Origin of the sequence: Trinickia sp. Y13 (genome assembly GCF_029522115.1) — a bacterium.
In the GTDB taxonomy this organism is placed as follows: Bacteria; Pseudomonadota; Gammaproteobacteria; order Burkholderiales; family Burkholderiaceae; genus Trinickia.
The window spans coordinates 256,510-275,035 of the sequence record NZ_JAKWFK010000008.1; the positions used below are offsets into that span (position 1 = coordinate 256,510).

Annotated in this window: 14 protein-coding genes; 2 read left to right on the forward strand and 12 right to left on the reverse strand. The window is 62.8% G+C overall.

Annotated features, from left to right (window positions below):
* The first annotated feature begins 749 nt into the window (after positions 1 to 749).
* Positions 750 to 1,382: a hypothetical protein gene (locus tag MMB74_RS16465; RefSeq protein ID WP_277429717.1), complete on the forward strand. Its 633-nt coding sequence runs from the start codon at positions 750 to 752 to the stop codon at positions 1,380 to 1,382.
* Positions 1,383 to 1,539: 157 nt separating this feature from the next.
* Here the strand turns inward: MMB74_RS16465 and MMB74_RS16470 are convergent, their stop codons facing one another.
* From MMB74_RS16470 to MMB74_RS16480, 3 genes are all read right to left on the reverse strand, one after another.
* Entirely contained in the window at positions 1,540 to 2,661 is a 1,122-nt protein-coding gene (locus tag MMB74_RS16470) for a porin (RefSeq protein WP_277429718.1), read from the reverse strand.
* Between the two features lie 432 nt (positions 2,662 to 3,093).
* Complete coding sequence (locus tag MMB74_RS16475; protein WP_277429719.1) at positions 3,094 to 4,548, reverse strand: carbohydrate porin; 1,455 nt, start codon at positions 4,546 to 4,548, stop codon at positions 3,094 to 3,096.
* Positions 4,549 to 4,774: 226 nt separating this feature from the next.
* The gene (locus MMB74_RS16480) at positions 4,775 to 6,844 is read right to left on the reverse strand and encodes an NAD(+) synthase (RefSeq protein WP_277429720.1); all 2,070 of its coding nucleotides are present in this window, start codon (positions 6,842 to 6,844) and stop codon (positions 4,775 to 4,777) included.
* Positions 6,845 to 7,128: 284 nt separating this feature from the next.
* Between MMB74_RS16480 and MMB74_RS16485 the strand changes: the two genes are divergently transcribed.
* Entirely contained in the window at positions 7,129 to 7,731 is a 603-nt protein-coding gene (locus MMB74_RS16485; RefSeq protein WP_277429721.1) for a Spy/CpxP family protein refolding chaperone, read from the forward strand.
* A gap of 163 nt (positions 7,732 to 7,894) precedes the next feature.
* Here MMB74_RS16485 and araH read toward each other — a convergent pair whose 3' ends face one another.
* The 9 genes from araH to MMB74_RS16530 all read right to left on the reverse strand — a co-directional run bounded on the left by araH (position 7,895) and on the right by MMB74_RS16530 (position 18,236).
* Complete coding sequence (araH, locus tag MMB74_RS16490; RefSeq protein ID WP_277429722.1) at positions 7,895 to 8,890, reverse strand: L-arabinose ABC transporter permease AraH; 996 nt, start codon at positions 8,888 to 8,890, stop codon at positions 7,895 to 7,897.
* A 76-nt stretch (positions 8,891 to 8,966) separates the two neighbouring features.
* Positions 8,967 to 10,478: an L-arabinose ABC transporter ATP-binding protein AraG gene (gene araG / locus MMB74_RS16495; protein ID WP_277429723.1), complete on the reverse strand. Its 1,512-nt coding sequence runs from the start codon at positions 10,476 to 10,478 to the stop codon at positions 8,967 to 8,969.
* 50 nt (positions 10,479 to 10,528) lie between these two features.
* Positions 10,529 to 11,533: an arabinose ABC transporter substrate-binding protein gene (locus MMB74_RS16500; protein WP_277429724.1), complete on the reverse strand. Its 1,005-nt coding sequence runs from the start codon at positions 11,531 to 11,533 to the stop codon at positions 10,529 to 10,531.
* Between the two features lie 200 nt (positions 11,534 to 11,733).
* Positions 11,734 to 12,660: a Gfo/Idh/MocA family oxidoreductase gene (locus MMB74_RS16505; protein ID WP_277429725.1), complete on the reverse strand. Its 927-nt coding sequence runs from the start codon at positions 12,658 to 12,660 to the stop codon at positions 11,734 to 11,736.
* Positions 12,661 to 12,674: 14 nt separating this feature from the next.
* Complete coding sequence (locus MMB74_RS16510; RefSeq protein WP_277429726.1) at positions 12,675 to 13,601, reverse strand: dihydrodipicolinate synthase family protein; 927 nt, start codon at positions 13,599 to 13,601, stop codon at positions 12,675 to 12,677.
* A 21-nt stretch (positions 13,602 to 13,622) separates the two neighbouring features.
* On the reverse strand, positions 13,623 to 14,732 hold the full coding sequence (gene yjfF, locus MMB74_RS16515) for a galactofuranose ABC transporter, permease protein YjfF (protein ID WP_277429727.1): 1,110 nt from the start codon (positions 14,730 to 14,732) through the stop codon (positions 13,623 to 13,625).
* Positions 14,729 to 15,772 carry an ABC transporter permease gene (locus MMB74_RS16520; protein ID WP_277429728.1) on the reverse strand — a complete coding sequence of 348 codons (1,044 nt, stop codon included), beginning with the start codon at positions 15,770 to 15,772 and terminating at the stop codon, positions 14,729 to 14,731. The genes yjfF and MMB74_RS16520 overlap by 4 nt, the downstream gene beginning before the upstream one ends.
* Entirely contained in the window at positions 15,769 to 17,295 is a 1,527-nt protein-coding gene (locus tag MMB74_RS16525; protein WP_277429729.1) for a sugar ABC transporter ATP-binding protein, read from the reverse strand. The genes MMB74_RS16520 and MMB74_RS16525 overlap by 4 nt, the downstream gene beginning before the upstream one ends.
* A gap of 26 nt (positions 17,296 to 17,321) precedes the next feature.
* Positions 17,322 to 18,236 carry an ABC transporter substrate-binding protein gene (locus MMB74_RS16530; RefSeq protein ID WP_277429767.1) on the reverse strand — a complete coding sequence of 305 codons (915 nt, stop codon included), beginning with the start codon at positions 18,234 to 18,236 and terminating at the stop codon, positions 17,322 to 17,324.
* Between the last annotated feature and the right edge of the window lie 290 nt (positions 18,237 to 18,526).

Here is an 18,526-nt window from a genome sequence, read left to right on the forward strand (position 1 = left end):
CAGTTTCCACACCAAACATTCAAAACATAACAATTGTTAACGTGCAGATTGCAAAGCATCGCCCGCCGATGCGACGTCGGTTGGTTTGCGCATCCAGCGGAGCGGCGCGGTGCAGATTTCCACTCGTAGTTCGGGTTTTCGAGCGTCGAATTTCGAAAATGTGAAAAAGGACTGCGGTTTTCGGTTGTGGAATAGAAATCCTAAATTTTCATGTGCTTTCTTGACAGGGAAACCCTGACTCACTAAATTCTCTCTCAACTTCTATTCGAAAAAGTTCCCGCCGAGTCGGAGCGAATCGGTCGAGAGGCCGCCGCAGCGCGGCTCGTGCGGAAACGAGATTTTGATGCGGGGGCACGCGAGATGGAATGCGATCCGAAGCAAAACAGTAGTCATCGTTGCGTCGCGCGCAGCTTGCGGCGGCAGCGGCAATCGGCGCTTCGTCGTCCCGATCCGAGGCGGCCACATCGCGTCCCTGGGCGCACCGAGATCCATTCTTACCAATTCGCGTTTCGCGGGAAACCCCGATAGCTGCTCGGCAACGTAACGGCGCACAAAGCCGCCCCGATTTTTCCTGAAACTTTCGGTCATGGTACCGAGGGGTCACTGCATCCGATCGATGGGCGCGGCCACCCCGGCGGGCAGAAAGAATTACCAAGCTGTTCGGTTCAAGTAGTAGCGACGTGTTTATTCATTAAATAACCGAGGGCATAAACATGGGCGGCGACGTGGTGCGTTATGGGGACTCAATCGTGTTGAAAAGTTGTGACTGTAGCGACCCCTTGTATTTGGGGTTCGTCAGGCGGTTCGAAGGCCGCCGCAATCCGCTGCTCCTGTCGACCGAGGTATCGGAGGCCGATAAGCATCCGCCGAGCGATTATCAATGGCGTTTGCTACCGGTGGTGGGCGCGAAGCGAAAATGGGGCGATCCCGTCCAGTTCGCCGATCGCGTCCGGCTACAAGTGGTCGACGACAAGGGGAACTCGCGGATGCTCTCCGTGAGCCATTTGGACAATCGCTCGATCATGGCCGAACGGCGTCCGACGTGCGTCGACTCGTGCACCTGGTGGGTGACCTACACGAGCGAACTGCGGTTGGGGCGTGACGGCCGTGTCGGGCCTTCGGGCGATCTGTCGCCTCACCTCATGTACGGGGATTTGAACTACGTCGGCCTCGTCAACGGCGCGCGCTATCTGGCCGTGATAGACGACCAATACGGAATCCTGCGCAAGCGCACCGTGTTGCTCGACGATTTGCCCGGCACCGGAACGGCAACATGGTGGCGTATCCAACGGTCTCTACCCGAACGCGTTTCACCCGTGCGCACCGTGCAAGGAGCGTTGTCCGTACGCGCCGAGACAGCCCCCTCTCTGTCGATCGCTTAGGGCGCGGACGGGCGGCTCGGCGCGCTCGATCTGCGCTGAGCCGCCTAGCCCCCATCGCCAAGCCGGCGAAGCCGCGTTTTCAACGCTCACCTCTGCCAAAGAAGGGCGGCACTCGCGTTCGCGCATCGAACGCGAGTGCTGATGAGGCTCGCTGCGGTCAGAAACTGTGCTTGATCCCGACGTTGGCCACGACCGTTCTCGCCGCCGTAGCCGTTCCACCTGCAAGGATCGACGTCTTCAATCCTTCGAGCGGGTCCACCGTGCCGACCGCTCCGGCGTCGATGTACGCGAGTTGCTCGTATAACGTCGTGCGCTTCGAAAGGGCGTAGTCGTTGCTCAGGACCAGCGCTTTCGCTGCACTGTTGTGCGCACCCCGGTATGCGTTGTAGTAGCCGGCGAGCGTTGCCGTGTTCGCGCTACTCCACCGGTAGTCGATGCCCGCGCCGAACGAATGAACGGTGGAGAGGTCACTCCCGTTGACCGTGCGGTCGATCACGTCGACATAGTTGAACTTGCCGGTTACCGGACCATAGGGCACCGCGATACCGGCACTCCACAGCTGGCTGACGTTCGCGCCAGTCACGCTGTCTGCAATCGACTGATACGACACGGAAGCCGTGAGCGGTCCGGTATAGGTCGCGCCCAGCGAGATCTCGCTGCCGCGCTTCAGACTGCCTGCGACGCCGCCGAGCGAATAAGCCGCGGCCATCCAGACCGGGCCCAGCGTATTCGAGTATTGCACCGCGTTGCCGATGAACACGCCGACGTCGTTGCTGGGGCTAGTGCCCGCGCCCATTGCATTGCCCGGTGCGGCGAGCTGCGTATAGGCCCACGGATACAGACCCGACAAGTTCTCCTTCATGCCGCGCGGGTCGGTCGTCAGCGCGGCAAGCAACGACGGACTGTATTGGCGCCCGAGCGTCACCGTGCCCCAGCTCGTGCTCAAACCGACATTGGCCTGGCGCCTGAAGATTTCCGACGAGAAGCCGGGGCCGCTCGTCATCGTGCCTGAATTGCTACTGAAGTGACCTTCGAGATCGAATATGGCTTTCATGCCGGCGCCGAGGTCTTCGGCGCCGCGAAGCCCCCAGATACTGGGGCTGATACCGCCGGTCGCAAGCTGCACCTGACTGCCCGCGCCGGTGGCCGCGTGGTTCGTATAAAGCAGGCCCGCGTCGATGACTCCGTAGAGCGTCACCGACGATTGTGCGGCCGCTGCACCCGCCGCGCAGCCGAGCATGATCGCCACGAAACTTCGTCGATAGTACTGATTGTGCATGGTGTCTCCATCAATTTTTGAATTGGCCGAGCCGGGTCGGCTTCTTTGTCGAGCGATGCACGCATCTCCCGAGAGAACGGCGCCGCGACCGGATGCAACATGCATGCCAGTCTTTTTTGTTCCCGTTTCGATCTGATGGTTAGGAGACCTATGTATCGGGCGATGCCTGACAAGGCAGCGCGCAGAGCCGAAAACCCCTCGGCCCTAGCTCGTGCGCATCGAACAGCGGTGTGTTGTCTCGAGTGTTTCGTATTGCGACAACCTTGCGACAATGGCCGCACACCCGTGTGGCAAGACGGTAATCGTGAGAATGACCCGTGCAAGTGACGGCGAACGTTGGCCCTATCAACATGTACCGGACCAGTTGGGCCAATGAATAGGCGGGCGCTGCGGTGGCCGCGGCGATCGGAAGCATGCCCCCGAACGGCTGCGTTAGAACGTCACGGTCGTGCGCACCCCGACGACGAACGTATTGCGCAATGCTCGCGTTTGATCGTTCGGATTCTGGCCAGCACCTGCGTTGAAGGTGTATTGCGCGTCGCCTTGCACGACCCACCACGGCGTCACTTGATATTGGTACGTTGCTTCGAGCGCCGTCTCGCTGCCGCGCACGACATAGCCGTTGTCCGCGTCCAGTGCGCGCGCATGGCTGCCGATCTTCACGTATGCGAGACCCAAACCGACGCTGTCGTTGTCCCGGCCCTTGAACGGGGCTTTCATAACCATGCCCAGATTGGCGCTCATGCTGATGAGGTTGCGATCGCCGGGCGCGCCCATGACGCGCGCGAATACGCCGATGCTGCGCGGGCTGTCCGCGCCCGCGCGCCAAACCATTTGATCGGCGACGGCGTAAAAACCGTAATCGCCGCGGTGTTGCGCCGGGGCGCCGGTCGAAGCAGGGGAGGCGAGCGAGAGACCCGTGCCGTCCAAGCGCTGATCGGCAAACCGCTCGTTGTTGTACCAGAGGCCAAGCTTGTAGGTGCCGGGTAATCCGCCGCTTGCCTTGACCGCATCGGAACCGCCTTGACCTTGCGACGGCTGGTTGATCGCGTACTGCAGCTCGCCGATGTAAAGCGCCCCGTTATGCAAATTAAAGCGGGTGCCGCTGCCGTTCAATCGCTGCGGGTCGCCCTCGCCGGGCGCGGGATTGCCGTCGAATACGCCCGCCAGCGCCGTGAGAGACGGTGTGAGCTGCGCACGCACGCGCACGCCGAGCGAGGACAACGGGTAGGCCGGGCCGCCCGAAGGCATATCGTAGGAGGGCACGCCGGCCCACCCGAACATCGTGTTCACGAACGTGTTGGCGTACGTGCTCACCATGAATTCCTGGTCGAGACTTTGCTGCCCGACCTTGACATCGACACGATCGCCCAGCATCGACTGCTGATACCAGAGTTCCCACAGACGCGTGGTGTCGTCCGCCTCGATCCCGCTCGCCGTATTGAGCGTGCCCAGGTTGTATTGGCTCAGGTTGCGGCCGTGAATCTGCAGAGCGCTCACGTTGAAGCTGCCGCCGGGCAGGCCGAAGGCCTTGCCGGTGTCGATACCGAACGTTGCCGTGGTCACACCGTCGTACGCGCCGCCGCGTGCAAGGCCGCCGCGCAGGTTTGCGAGATATTCGCTCGTCTCGGTCAGCGTGAAGGTGGCGCCGTGCTTATCGAGCCACGGACGCAGCCCCCCCATGTCGCCCAGCAAATTCTGACGCGTGGCGAGGCTATCGGAGGCCTCCGGCGAGGGGGCCTGCGCGTTGCTGCCAGCTCCGGCAGATTGCGCGGAAGAATCGGGCTCGCCCGCGGCCAGGGCCGCGCACGATGCAAGTGTGCTCAAGACGAGCGCGGCGCAGCGGGTCAAAGGAAGCGAAGCGCTGCGAGCAACGGCTTGGGACATCGGAACTCCTTTATCTTTTTCATGACGCAACCGCACGGCGAAAACGCGGCGGCCAGCCCGGTTTGCGGAAATGACGCGTCGCGCCGTGTGCTCGAACGACGAGGCGCGAGACGGGACCGCATTTTACTCAGCAAATGCGGAAATTGAAACAATAATGCGATTGATTCGTATTGGCAATTGAAAGCATCGCGGCAAAGCCGGGGTACCGTCAGGCGCATTGCCCCCGCTAGACGCCTCCGTCCTCGTCGGGAATCGCGGCGAGCTCGGCAAGCCATGCGTCGGCGGTCGAATCGCTTGGCGCACGATAGTCGCCGCGCGGCGATAAAGAGCCGCCGGAGCCGACTTTGGGGCCGTTGGGCAGACAGCTTCGCTTGAATTGCTGCCCGCCGAAAAAGCGCAGGAGAAACACGCCAAGCCAAGCTTTGATCGCTCCGATTTCATAGCTGTGCCGCTTTTCGTCAGGCAAATCGGGCCATGGCCCCAGTGCGGCGTCTTGCCACGCCGTCCATGCGAGAAAGGCGACTTTCGAAGGCCGGTATCCGAAGCGAAGCAAGTAGTAGAGATTGAAATCCTGCAATTCGTAGGGGCCGACTTTGTCTTCGGTGCGCTGAATATCACCGGCTTCTCCCGCCGGGATCAGTTCGGGACTGATCTCGGTGTCGAGCACGTCCAGCAAAACGGCGCTGGCCGCGTCGCTCAAGGCGCCCGATTGCGCGCTGCGGCGGATCAGGTATTGAATCAACGTCTTCGGCACGCTCGCGTTCACGCCATAGTGCGACATTTGATCGCCGACCCCGTACGTGCACCATCCCAGCGCGAGTTCGCTAAGATCGCCGGTGCCCACGACGAGCGCGCCGTATTGATTGGCCATCCTAAATAAATGGCTCGTGCGCTCGCCGGCTTGCACATTCTCGAACGTGATGTCGTGCACCGGTTCGCCGTTCGCAAAGGGGTGACCGATATCCTCGAGCATGCGCAGGCAGCTCGGGCGAATATCGATTTCGCGCGTCTCGCAGCCCAACGCGGCGACGAGGCGTCGCGCTTGATCGAGCGTACGCGCACTCGTGCCGAACCCGGGCATGATGCAACCGATTACTGCCGTGCTGGGCAACCGCATCGCCTGAACGGCGCGCATGCAAACGAGCAACGCCTGGGTCGAATCGAGCCCTCCCGAGACGCCGATGACGAGCCGCGAGGCATTAGCCGCACGCATTCTCGTGACGAGCCCTTGCACTTGGATGTCGTAAATCTCGCGGCAACGCTCGTCGCGGCGCGCAGGGTCCGAGGGAACGTAGGGGAAGCGTTCGTACGTGCGCGAGAGCGGCAAGCGAATCGTGCGCGGTAACATCGCGGGCACCGATACCGTACGAAAGCGCGCGCAGGCATCGCGATGCGCATGCGCCGAATCGCCGAACGTCGTTTGCCTCATGCGCTCGCTGACGAGCCGATCGAGATCGAGATCAGCGACGACGCATTGCGGCGCGTCGAGAAAGCGTCGCGTCTCGACGAGCGCGTTCCCGTTTTCATAAACAATGCCGTGACCGTCCCAGGCAAGATCGGTCGTCGATTCGCCGTAGCCCGCTGCGCTGTATGCGTAAGCGGCCAAGCATCGCGCCGATTGATCGCCGACCAACGCACGGCGAAAATCGGCTTTGCCCACGGTCACGTTCGAAGCAGACAGATTGAGCAAAACCGTGGCGCCAGCCAAAGCCGCGAACGACGACGGGGGCACCGGCACCCATAAGTCTTCGCAGATCTCGACATGGAACGTGAGCAGCGGTTGCTGTTCGAAGCGAAACAGCAGGGCGCTGCCGCAAGGCACATCGGTTTGCCCCAGCAGCGAGATAGAGTCGCGCAGCAAGCGATTGCCTGGCGCAAACTGCCTCGGCTCGTAAAACTCCCGATAGTTCGGCAAATAGGTCTTGGGCACGACCCCGAGGATCCACCCTCGATGGATCACCGCGGCGCAGTTGAAGAGCAAGCCGTCGATCTCGAGCGGCAAACCGACGACGACCACCGATTCGATGTCGCGAGAGGCAGCCGCCACGTCGCCAAGCGCGGCGAGGCTCGCGTCGAGCAACGCTCGTTGATGAAACAGATCGTCGCAAGAGTATGCCGACAGGCCGAGTTCGGGAAACAGCGTCAATGCCGCGTGGCGCGCTTCGGCTTCTCGCATGAGCGCGATCGTTTCCTTGGCGTTCGACGCAGGGTCCGCCACATGGGTACGCGGCACGGCAACCGCGATGCGTGCGAAGTTGTGCCGGTACAAATTGAAGAAGCTCGGTCCATCGGTCATTGCGAATCCCCCCATGGTCGATAAGGCGTAATCGGCTAGCGTCAAGCGAAGCTTAGCGCGGAGCGGACTTCCCGTCGCGGCGCGTTCCCCGTATTCATAGCAGATCGGGGGCATCGCATGCCGTGCGCACACGCTTAGCGTCGCCCAGGGGCGCCCGGCGGCATATCGATCGGCCAACCGTTGACCTTCGTCAAGCGCCCAGCGTTCGCCCGTGCCTATAGTCGATTCATCGAACATGTTCATCGATTCGTCACTCGATACATAGGCAAATCAGGGAGAGTGTGATGTCGTCTTTAAAAAAACTGAAGATGGCCGCGCTAGTCGCGGCTGGCGCGGCGCTCGTTTCGATCGCTGCGGCTCCCACGTCGACGTTCGCCCAAGCGTCCGGCGCCAGAGGCTCCGGCGGCTATGGCTATGGCCCGGGCATGATGCGAGGTGGTAACGGCTATGGCCCGGGCACGAGGGGTGGCGGCTACGGGTATGGCCCCGGCATGATGGGCGGCGGCTACGGGTATGGCCCCGGCATGATGGGCGGCGGCTACGGCTATGGCCCGGGCATGATGGGCTATGGCGGCGGCTGGTTGGACGCGCTTGGGCTGAGTGACGAGCAGCGCACGAAGATCAATCGCATCCAAGACGATACGCGGCACGCGCACTGGGCGCTCATGAACAGCATGATGGACCAACAGGCCAAGCTGCGCGACTTGTACGAAGCACCGAAGCGCGATTCGGCGGCGATCGACGACACCTACAAGACGATCGGCGATTTGCGTCAAAAAATGATCGACTCTTCGGTCGAAGCGCACAAGCGGATGGAGGCGGTGCTCACTAGCAAGCAGCGAGAACAACTGCGCACCTATCGCGAGCAGGACGGCTGGGGCTGGTAAACGCGCGTAAAAAAAAGGCCGAACGAATCGTTCGGCCAAATCGCCTCGTCAGTCGGAGATCGATGCGGGGTCTTGCCCGCTTAGAGGGTGGGAGCGGCCGGGCGATGGTGCGCCCGGTACGCCGCCCGGCAATGGTCGAAGGAATCAGGCGCCGGTATGCGTCTCAGTGCGCCCGGCGGCTGCGACGTAGATGATCGAAGAGCACGGCCAGCAGCAAGATGCCGCCGCGAATCAAGTACTGATAGAACGTCGGCACGTTCAAGAGGCTCATCGCATCTTGCACCGAACCCATGATCAGCACGCCGACGAGCACGCCCGAAATCGTGGCCACGCCGCCCGTGAGCGACACGCCGCCGAGCACGCACGCCGAAATCACGCCCAGTTCGAGCCCGACCGACGTCTTGGGATCGCCTAGGCTCATCCGCGACGCGAGCATGACGCCGGCGAATCCTGTCACCAGCCCTTGCAAGACGAACACGACGATCTTGATGCGCGTGACCGGCAAGCCCGCCAGCAGCGCGGCTTCGCCATTGCCGCCGACGGCCAGCACGTTCTTGCCGAAAACCGTCTTGCGCAAGATGAATCCGAACAAGACGAAGCCGACGATGTTGCTCCAAATCGGATAGGAAATACCGAGGAACGAGCCACCGCCGAGATCGAAGAAGCGTTCTTCCGAAATCATGACGGCGTCGCCGTTCGACACGATGAAGGCGAGGCCGCGCACGACTTCCATCATGGCGAGCGTCACGATCAGCGAATTGATGCGATAGCGCGCCACCAACACGCCATTGACCAGACCGACGGCGCCGCCCGCGAGCACGCCTGCCGTGACCCCAAGGAACACGCTATGCGTGGCCGTGATCAGCGTGGATGCGACCACGCCGGAGAACGCCACGATCGAAGCCACCGAAAGATCCACTTCGCCAAGCGCCAGCACGAACATCATCGTGACCGCGATCGAGCCGATCAACGTGACCGACAGCAACAAGCCCTGCATGTTGCGGCTCGTCATGAAATCGGGCACCGTGAAGCACAGGACGATGAACAAAATCGCGAACACCATGACGATGCCGGATTTGTTGAGCAGTCGCCAGGTTTTCGCCGCATAAGCGGCCGGCCCGCGTGCAGCGGGTTGCGAAAGGGTTTGAGGTTGTTGCATGGTCTCGTCTCGTTCATTGCCGCTTGCTGCGCGGCAGGAAAATCAGTAGTGCCAATGAATCGGTGAAATCGATGCGTCAGCGGGGCAGCGCAAGCTTGATCAGTTGATCGGGGGTCGCTTGCTCCTTGGGCAGATCGCCCACGACACAGCCTTCCTTCATGACGATGATGCGATCGGCAACGCCGATCACTTCCGCCAAATCGCTCGATACGAGCAGCACGGTTCTGCCTGCTTCGGCAAGCCCGTAGAGCAGGTCGTAGATCTGCGCGCGAGCGCCGACGTCGATCCCGCGCGTGGGCTCGTCCATGACGAACACGTCGATCTGCTCGGCCAGCCAGCGCGCGAGGATCACCTTTTGCTGGTTGCCGCCCGAGAGCGTGCCGATCGGGGTATTGCCGTCGCGCGTCTTGATCGACAGCTTGCCGATGTAGTCTTCGGTCAGCTCGCGCTCGCGCCGTTCGTTGAGCAGCCAACGAGCGAAGCTCGAATGGCGCCGTGCGCTGATGTTCATGTTGTCGGCCACCGACGCGATCGCGACGATGCCTTCCTGCTTGCGGTCTTCCGGGCACATGGCGATGCCGGCCCGCACGGCGTCGCGCGGCGTACCGAAGCGCCTGGCGCGGCCATCCAATTCGACGTGCCCGGCGCTCGGCCGCACGGCGCCGCATACGAGCTTCATCAGCTCGGAGCGGCCCGCACCAACGAGGCCGAAGAAGCCGAGGATCTCGCCGCGGCGCGCGCTGAAGGAAACCGGTTGTGCCAAGCCCGGGCCGATCAACGCTTTGGCCTCGATGCGCACGTCGCCGATGGGACGCGCGCGATAGCCGTAGACATCGCGGATCGAGCGCCCGACCATCGAACTGATCAAGCGATCGCGATCAAGCCCGTCGACCGAGTCGAACGTCTCGATCGAGTGACCATCGCGAAACACGGTGACGCGGTCACACAGCTCGTAGACCTCGTCCATCCGGTGCGTGACATAGACAATGGCGCGGCCTTCGGCCCGCAGCCCGTTGATGATCTTGAACAACTGCGTGGTTTCGCGCGCCGAAAGCGAGCTCGTGGGTTCGTCGAAGGCGATCACGCGCGCATCGCGCATGAGCGCCTTGCCGATCTCGATCATTTGGCGCTGCCCGATCGAGAGATCTTTCACCTGCGCGCGCGGGTCGATGCGCTCGCCCAAACGTTCGAGCGTCTCGGTGGCGCGCGCGATCAGCGCTCGCTCGCTGAGCACGCCAAGACGGCTCGGCAACTGGCCGAGCATCAGATTCTCGGCCACAGTCAATTCCGGGACCAGGTGCAATTCCTGGTAGATGATGGCGATCCCGGCTTCGATCGCCGCCTTGGTGCCGGAGAAGTGCTGCTCGACGCCGCCGAGCTTCAACGTGCCCGATTGCGGCACGTTGACGCCCGAAAGTACCTTGAGCAGGGTCGATTTACCGGCGCCGTTCTCGCCCATCAAGCCGTGCACTTCGCCGGCGCGTACCGCGAACGACACACGATCGAGGGCGAGCACGCCGGGAAAACTGACGGTGATCCCGTCCAGCTGCAGGTATGACGAGGCCGGACCGGCGTTCGTCGCGTCCATGCGGCTTGCGCCGCTCTCTACCGTAGCATCGTTCGCGTCATGCATGACGTTTAAATCCCCAGTTCCTTGCGCACGTCGAGCCAGTTGGTACGCGTCATCAGCTTGCCCGTGGTTTGCGTATCGGCGGGCGGCTGCTTGCCCGTCTTGATCCACTGCACCAGGTTCTCGGCGCTCTCCTTGCCGTGGTTAGTCGAGCTCACCGCGATCGTGCCGTAAAAGCCCGTCGGTTCCTTCTTCTGGAACTCGGCGAATGCTTCGCCCGCACCGTTGATGCCCACGCCAATCACGTCAGCCGACGGAATATGCAACTGCTCCGTGGCGCGCACACCGCCCAGCACCGATTCTTCGTTCAGCGCAAAGATCACCCACTTCTTGATGTTCGGGTGCTTCGACAACACCGGAGAGGCTGCGACGAAGCCGCCTTCGTCGTCGGTCGTCTTTTGCGGCGCATCGAAGATGTTTTCCTTCTTGAAGCCGTTCGCGAGCAGCGTCTGCGTCGCGCCGTCCGTGCGCAGCTTGGCCGTCGGCAGTTCATAGTCGGAGATGCGGATCGCGCCCACTTCCTCCGGCTTCCAGCCGCGGCGCTTCATCTCGTCGGAGATCGCCTGGCCCACTTGATTGCCGATCTTGAACGCTGACATGCCCAGGTGAGGCACGTCGGCAAGCGGCTTGCCCGTGGAATCGACGAGTTGATCGTCCACGGTGACGAACTTCATGCCGTACTTCTTGGCGCGCGCTTGAATCGCCGGTCCAAGGCGCACGTCCGGGGCGCAGATGACAAAACCCTTCGCGCCTTGCGCGCCCAGGTTGTCGATCGCGCTCAAGACACGCTCGCCATCGGGCGTGCCGATGTTGACGACCGAGAAGCCCTCGCTCTTGCCAAGCGCGGTAGCTGCCTTCTCTTCGTTGATGAACCACGCCTGCTCGGGCATCTTCACCAGGAAGCCGATTTTCAAGGGCTCGTCTGCGTGGACGCCGAGCGGGACCGCGAGGGGAGCGGCCAAAAGAGCGGCCATCGTGGCACGCAACGTGAAGCGGCGAAGCTTGCTGGTCATACTAGTCTCCTTCTTGTCGGTCTCAGTGGACCGTGTTGTGACTCGAAACGAATCGGTAAGGTTAGTAGTCCTAAATAACTTCCTGCGTACCCCCGATAACGTGCTCATTCGAGCCTCGGCAGGCGATGAACGGGGAGGGAGCGGCGTCGAGGCCGAGCCCGATCCGACGACCGGCTCCGCCTTGGAATCGCTCCCGCAATCTATTCGACGAACGGTTCGAGAATCTCCCGTCTTCCGAGCAGGAAGGCATCGGCGACGATGCCGAGCGGGCGCACATCGACATCCCGCTCGCCGCGCTCGATCAGATTGCGCCAGTGAGCATAGAGCGACGGGTACTCATGCACCGCACCGAGCGCAACTTCGCGGCCGTCGATATGCAGGCGATTGCCGCCCTGAGACAGCAGCAGGACGCCGTCTGCCGTTTTGACCTCGATCTCCCAAAGCTCCTGCGGCCCATGGCGCCAATCGAACTCGACATGCACGGGCACGCCCGCCGTGTCGAACAGTTCGAGATCCGCCGAGATCGGCATTTGCCGGTTCGACGGAATGCCGAGCGTCGAGGACACGAGCGCCAGCTCGCGCGGCATGATCCAAGTGACGATCGATAGCGCGTTGATGCCGGGATCGAACACACCGAGTCCGCCCGGTTCCCAGATCCACGTTTGCCCAGGGTGCCAACGGCGCACATCCTCTTTCCAGCGCACGTTCACCGAGCGGATGTCTTGCGTGGCGAGCCAGGTGCGTGCCGCCTCGACGCCCAGCGCATGTCGCGAGTGCCAGCTCGCGAACAGCGTCAGGCCGGCGCAGCTTGCCATTTGCTCGAGCGCGCGCACTTCGCTCAAACAGCCGCCGGGCGGCTTCTCGAGCATGACGTGCTTGCCGGCGGCGAGCGCCGCGCGCGCCTGCGCGAAACGCGGCAATGGGGGGGCGCTCAGCGATACGGCTTCGACATGGGGCTCCGCGGCAAGCAGCGCTTCGAGCGTGGGGTAATTGCGCACGCCTTCCACGCTGGCATTGCGGCTTGCACAGGCCACCAGCTCGAAGCGCGGGTCGGCCGCGATCGCCGGTAGATGTTGGTCACGCGCAATCTTGCCGATGCCGACCAGCGCGATAGAAATCTTCTTCATCTGAGCCTCGGCGATCACAAGCCCCAACGCAGCGCGAGCGGGTTCGCTTCACGAGCGAGTTCCAGCAGCTCGGCGCGGGTGGCCGGCGCGAGCGGGTCCAAGGGGCGACGCACCGCGTCGCTCTTGATGACGCCGCCTTCCTTCATCACCGTCTTGGCCGCACGCAAGCCGCATTGGCGGTTCTCGTAGTTGATGAGCGGCAGGATCCGCGCATAACCGGCGCGCGCTTGATCGCGGCGGCCCGCACGATGATCGTCGAACACGGTGCGAATCAGATCGGGCAACAGCGCGCTCGACATCGTGCCGGTCGCGCCGGCATCGAGGTCCGGCATCAAGGTGATGGCTTCTTCGCCGTCGAACGGTCCTTCGATCGCATCGCCGCCCGCGGCGATCAGCGCGCGCAGCTTGGCGGCCGCCTGCGGCACTTCGATCTTGAAGTAGCGAACCAGGGGCAACTCGCGCGCGATTCTCACGAGGAATGGCACGCTCAACGTCACGCCCGAAAGCGGCGCGTCCTGGATCATGACCGGCACGTTCGCGGACGCCGCGACCTGCGCAAAGAAGTCGAACATTGCGTTTTCATCGACACGCAGCGTCGCGCCATGGTACGGGGGCATCACCATGACGATGCTGGCGCCGGCGGCAGCCGCGCGCTGCGCGCGCTCGGCTGCGATCTGGGTGCTGAAGTGGCTGCACGTGACCATCACCGGCACGCGCCCGGCCACGTGCGTCAAGCATAAATCGATCAGTACGTCGCGCTCGGCGTCGGTCAGAAGAAACTGCTCGGAGTAGTTCGCGAGAATGCAGATGCCGTCGACGCGTTGATCGATCATGCAATCGAGCACGCGGCGCTGGCCGTCGAGATCGAGTTCGCCGGTTTCCGTAAACGGCGTTGGTGCGACTGGGAATACACCCGAGAAAGGGCGGGTCGATACGCTCACTATTCGTACTCCTAATAAAAACTATCCATGCATCCGGTTCAGGCGCGTGAGACGGGCGCGCAACCCGAGCGGGGCTGCGCTGCTGCGTTCGTCCGGGGCGCCGTGCTTGGCGGGATCGCGCACGGCCGTGCTCCCGAGCCCCGAGCCATTCGATTTGCGCCGCGCCGCTTGCCGCTCGATCACCCGTTGCAGCAGGCAGAACACGCAGAGCAGGGCGCCGATCACGATGCGTGTCCACCACGAGCTGAGCGTGCCGTCGAACGTGATCAGCGTTTGAATCGTGCCGAGCACGCCCACGCCGAACACCGAGCCGATGATGTAGCCGACGCCGCCGGTCAGCAGCGTGCCGCCGATCACGCTCGCCGCGATGGCATCCAGCTCCATGCCCTGGCCTTGCAAGCCGTACCCCGACAGCACGTACAACGTGAACACGAGGCCGCCCAGCGCCGAACACAGACCGCCCAACGCATAGACGCCGACCTTCGTACGCGCGACCGGCAAGCCCATCAGCAATGCCGATTTTTCGTTGCCGCCGAGCGCATACACATTGCGCCCGAAGCGCGTGAAATGCGCCACGTAGATCGCAATCGCAAGCGTGACGAGGGCGATCAAAGCGCCTGCGGTGAGCGAGCCGCCGCCAAGCGGCAGGCTGTAGCTCGCCACCGCGTGAAACGACGGCTCGCTGATCGTGATCGATTGCGTGGTGACGAGAAAGCACGCGCCGCGCGCGAGAAACATCCCGGCAAGCGTCACGATGAACGGTTGCAGGCGCAAGTAGTGAATCAGTGCGCCCATCGCCGCGCCATAGGCCGCGCCGATCGCGAGCACGAGCGGCGCCACGGCCCAAATCGGCCAATGCCAGCGTTCGGCGCATACGGCGCAGACGATCGTCGTAAAAGCCACGACCGCGCCGACCGACAGGTCGATGCCGCCCGACAAGATCACGAACGTCGTGCCGATGGCGACGATGAGCAAGAAGGCGTTATCGACGAGCAGACCGAGCAGAACCTGCATCGAGCCGAAGCCCGTATACATGAACGAGCCGAAACCGAACAATGCGGCGAACAGCGCGATCGTGACGACGATAGGAAGCGTGCGCGGATCGAGAAGACGACGGATGAACGCGCTCATTGCACCTCCGTGCGGGCGCGAGTGGAAGAAGCCGACGCTGCGAGCCGTGTTGCCAGTTGAGCCAGCAACTCGCGCGCACGCGCCGATTGAATGACGCTCACCACGAGCACGACGATCGCCTTGACGACCAGCGTCGCTTCCGGCGGCACGCCGATCGAATACGTGGTGTATGTCAGCGTCTGAATGATGAGCGCGCCGAGCACCGTTCCGATGAGCGAGAAGCGCCCACCCGCGAGCGACGTGCCGCCGAGCGTCACGGCGAGAATCGCGTCGAGTTCGAGCAGCAGGCCGGCATTGTTGCCGTCGGCGCTGCGCACGTTGGAGCTCGCCAAGATGCCGGCGATCGCCGCGGTCAGCCCGCAGAATACATAGACGCCGAAGACGATCGCGCTCGAGCGCAAGCCGACCAGCCGCGCCGCGACGGGATTGACGCCGATCGCGCGCACCAGCAAACCGAGCGCCGTGCGATTGACCAGCAGCGAAGTGATGGCGACGACGATCAGCGCGATCCAGACGGCACACGGGACCATCGCCACGAAACCGTCCCCGAGCCGCAGGTAGCCGCGTGCGCCGATCGGAATGATCTGGCCACCCGTGAGCAGTTGCGCAACCCCGCGCCCGGCAACCATCAGAATCAGCGTTGCAATGATCGGTTGCATGCCGACGAGGGCGGCGAGCAACCCGTTCCATGCGCCGGCCAGCAGGCCCACGCCCAGTGCGGCCGCCAGTGCGAGGCCCACCCGGTTCGGATCGTCCGCCAACACCACGGCCGCAGTCGCCCCGGCGATCGCGACGACCGTGCCCACCGAGATGTCGATGCCCCGAGTGGCGATGACGAGTGTCATGCCGAGCGAGACGACGACGAGCGGTGCCGCGCGATTGAGGATGTCGATTGGCGCGCCGAACAAGTGTCCGTCGAGCACCGTGATCGCAAGGAAGTCGTGCCGGTGCACGACATCGAGCGCGAATAGCAGCAGCAGCGTGACGATGGGCCACAGCAGCGGATGGCGCGCGATCGTCTGCAACGAACGCGAGTTCATGCTTGGCCTCCGGCAATGAGTCGATACACTTCATGCTCGTCGAGCGCATCGCCCGAGAGCTCGGCAACTTTACGTCGATCGCGCAACACGGCGATACGGTCGCTCACGCGCAGCACTTCTCCGATCTCCGAAGAAATCAACAAAATGCCGAGCCCTTTCGCACATAGCTGCATGACGCGATCCATGATTTCGAACTTCGCGGCGACGTCGATGCCGCGGGTCGGCTCGTCCAGAATCAACATCTTCGGATCGATGGCGAGCCAACGCGCGAGCACCACCTTTTGCTGATTGCCGCCGGAGAGCAATTCGATCGGCTGCTCGATGTCGCGAGCGCGAATGCCGAGCGCCTTCACATAATGCTCGGCGATCCGCTTCTCTTTGGCGCGACCAAGCGGGCGCCACCAGCCCATTTTGGCTTGGAGCGCGAGCACGATGTTCTCGCGGATCGACAGCGCCGCGACAATGCCTTCTTTCTTGCGATCCTCGGGGCAATAGCCGATGCCGTGCTTCACCGCGTGGCGCGGCGAGCCGAGCTTCACCGGCACGTCGTCGACGGTGATCGAGCCGGTGTCGGCGCGATCGGCCCCGAACAAGAGCCGCGCAGTTTCGGTGCGTCCCGAGCCGAGCAACCCGGCGAGCCCGACGATGCGCCCCGATTCGAGCGTCAAATCGATCGGCTGCACCGCGCCGCGCCGGCCGATGCCGCGCATATCGAAGCGTGGCGACGTGCGTCCGGCCGCGCCCGCGCTTGCCGCGTCGGCCGCCGACGGCGAACGTTTACGTTCCGCCGATACCGGAACCTCGCCGACCATCTTGCGCACCAAGTCGTCGACGGGCAAATCCTTCGCCAAATACTCGCCTTCGCGTTGGCCGTTGCGCATCACGGTAATGCGATCGGAAATGGCGTACGTCTGCTCCAAGAAGTGCGTGACGAACAGGATCGCGATGCCTGACTGCTTCAACTTGTTTAGGACTTCGAACAACTTCGCCACTTCGGAATCGTCGAGGCTCGACGTCGGTTCATCGAGGATCAGCACGCGCGCGTCGACGCTGACAGCGCGCGCGATCGCCACCATTTGCTGCACGGCGATGGGGTAGGTATCGAGCGACTGTGTGACGTCCAGCGAGATATTCAACTGCGCGAGCGCCTCCTTAGCGCCCGCGTGAATCGCCTTCCAATCGATCGCTCCGCGGCGCCGCGGCTGGCGCCCCGCAAAGATGTTCTCGGCAACCGAGAGGTTGGGGCACAGATTGACTTCCTGGTAGAGCGTGCGAATCCCGGCCGCTTCGGCTTCGAGCGGCGCCGAAAATCGAACGCTCCGACCGTCGACGCGGATCTCGCCCGCGTCGTGCGCATGAACGCCGGTCAGCACGTTGATGAGCGTCGACTTGCCCGCGCCGTTTTGGCCCATCAACGTATGGACTTCGCCCGCAAACAGACGGAAATCGACGTTCGAGAGCGCATGCACGCCGGGAAACGACTTCGTCAAGCCGAGCGTTTCGAGTACGAGAGGGCCGGTCATGGGCTTCGCTCGCTTACCGGACGCGATCAGTACTTACGCTGCGGCAACACTTGCGCCGCGACGTTCATCGGGAACACCGTCTCGTTCGTAACGATGCGCTTGGGCAGCGTCTTGCCGGCGACGATGTCCTTCACGGCGCTCATCAATTGCGGTCCGAGCAGCGGGCTGCACTCCACGTCGACGTTGATCTTGCCCGCGATCATCGCTTGGAAGCCGCCCTTGGTGGCGTCGAACGAGACGACCTTCGGCTCGGTGCCCGGCTTCATGCCGGCTTCTTCCATCGCTTGGATCGCGCCGAGTGCCATATCGTCGTTATGCGCGTAGACGACGTTGATCTGCTTGCCGTACGTCTTGGCAAACGCCTCCATCACTTGTTTGCCGCCCGCGAGCGTGAAGTCGCCGCTTTGCGAAGCGATGATCTTGAACTTCGGATCGTTCTTGATGATTTCCATCAGACCGGCATGGCGATCGTTCGCCGGCGCCGAGCCGACCGTGCCTTGCAGTTCGGCGATGTTGATCGGGCCCGGATTGTTCTTGTACGTCTCTTCCAGCCAACGGCCCGCGCGGCGGCCTTCCTCGAGGAAGTCGGAGCCGATCATCGTGACGTAGAGCGACTTGTCTTTGACGTCGATGTTGCGATCGGTCAAGACCACGGGGATGTGCGCTTTCTTCGCTTCCTCCAACACCGGCTCCCAACCCGATTCGACGACGGGCGAGAAGGCGATCACGTCCACCTTCTGTGCAATGTACGAACGAATCGCACGAATTTGATTCTCTTGTTTTTGCTGGGCATCGGAAAACTTCAGATTGATGCCGGCGTCTTTCGCGGCCTGCTTGACGGAGACCGTGTTGGCCGTGCGCCATGCGCTTTCCGCGCCAACTTGTGCGAAACCGAGGGTGATCTTCTTGTCCTGAGCGTGGCTATCCACGACGACCGACATTGCAACCGCAACTCCGAGCAATGCGTTCAGCGCCAACCGTACCTTACGTCCCATGCTTGTCTCCGTTTGTCTGCGTGCTTGGTTTTGTTACATCGAACGAACTGCTCACCCGCTCACCGCGAGCGATCTCTCGGCGGCCCGCGACCGCGTCAATCGGTCGCAAACACCCGCCTCGCGCCAAAGTTGCCCTTTCCCGCTGTTCGGCGCGTGATTTTGTAAATAGCCAAACTATAGGCATCACCTTCCTTCGAAGCGATTAGCGTTTTCCCCAGCTTCGCTATCCCAATAGT

What these genes read in the sequence shown, in the direction of transcription:
- MMB74_RS16470 (WP_277429718.1), bottom strand. Translation starts at nt 2,661, where the DNA reads ATGCACAATCAGTACTATCGACGAAGTTTCGTGGCGATCATGCTCGGC.
- MMB74_RS16475 (WP_277429719.1), bottom strand. Translation starts at nt 4,548, where the DNA reads ATGTCCCAAGCCGTTGCTCGCAGCGCTTCGCTTCCTTTGACCCGCTGC.
- MMB74_RS16480 (WP_277429720.1), bottom strand. Translation starts at nt 6,844, where the DNA reads ATGACCGATGGACCGAGCTTCTTCAATTTGTACCGGCACAACTTCGCA.
- MMB74_RS16485 (WP_277429721.1), top strand. Translation starts at nt 7,129, where the DNA reads ATGTCGTCTTTAAAAAAACTGAAGATGGCCGCGCTAGTCGCGGCTGGC.
- araH (WP_277429722.1), bottom strand. Translation starts at nt 8,890, where the DNA reads ATGCAACAACCTCAAACCCTTTCGCAACCCGCTGCACGCGGGCCGGCC.
- araG (WP_277429723.1), bottom strand. Translation starts at nt 10,478, where the DNA reads ATGGACGCGACGAACGCCGGTCCGGCCTCGTCATACCTGCAGCTGGAC.
- MMB74_RS16500 (WP_277429724.1), bottom strand. Translation starts at nt 11,533, where the DNA reads ATGACCAGCAAGCTTCGCCGCTTCACGTTGCGTGCCACGATGGCCGCT.
- MMB74_RS16505 (WP_277429725.1), bottom strand. Translation starts at nt 12,660, where the DNA reads ATGAAGAAGATTTCTATCGCGCTGGTCGGCATCGGCAAGATTGCGCGT.
- yjfF (WP_277429727.1), bottom strand. Translation starts at nt 14,732, where the DNA reads ATGAGCGCGTTCATCCGTCGTCTTCTCGATCCGCGCACGCTTCCTATC.
- MMB74_RS16520 (WP_277429728.1), bottom strand. Translation starts at nt 15,772, where the DNA reads ATGAACTCGCGTTCGTTGCAGACGATCGCGCGCCATCCGCTGCTGTGG.
- MMB74_RS16525 (WP_277429729.1), bottom strand. Translation starts at nt 17,295, where the DNA reads ATGACCGGCCCTCTCGTACTCGAAACGCTCGGCTTGACGAAGTCGTTT.
- MMB74_RS16530 (WP_277429767.1), bottom strand. Translation starts at nt 18,236, where the DNA reads ATGTCGGTCGTCGTGGATAGCCACGCTCAGGACAAGAAGATCACCCTC.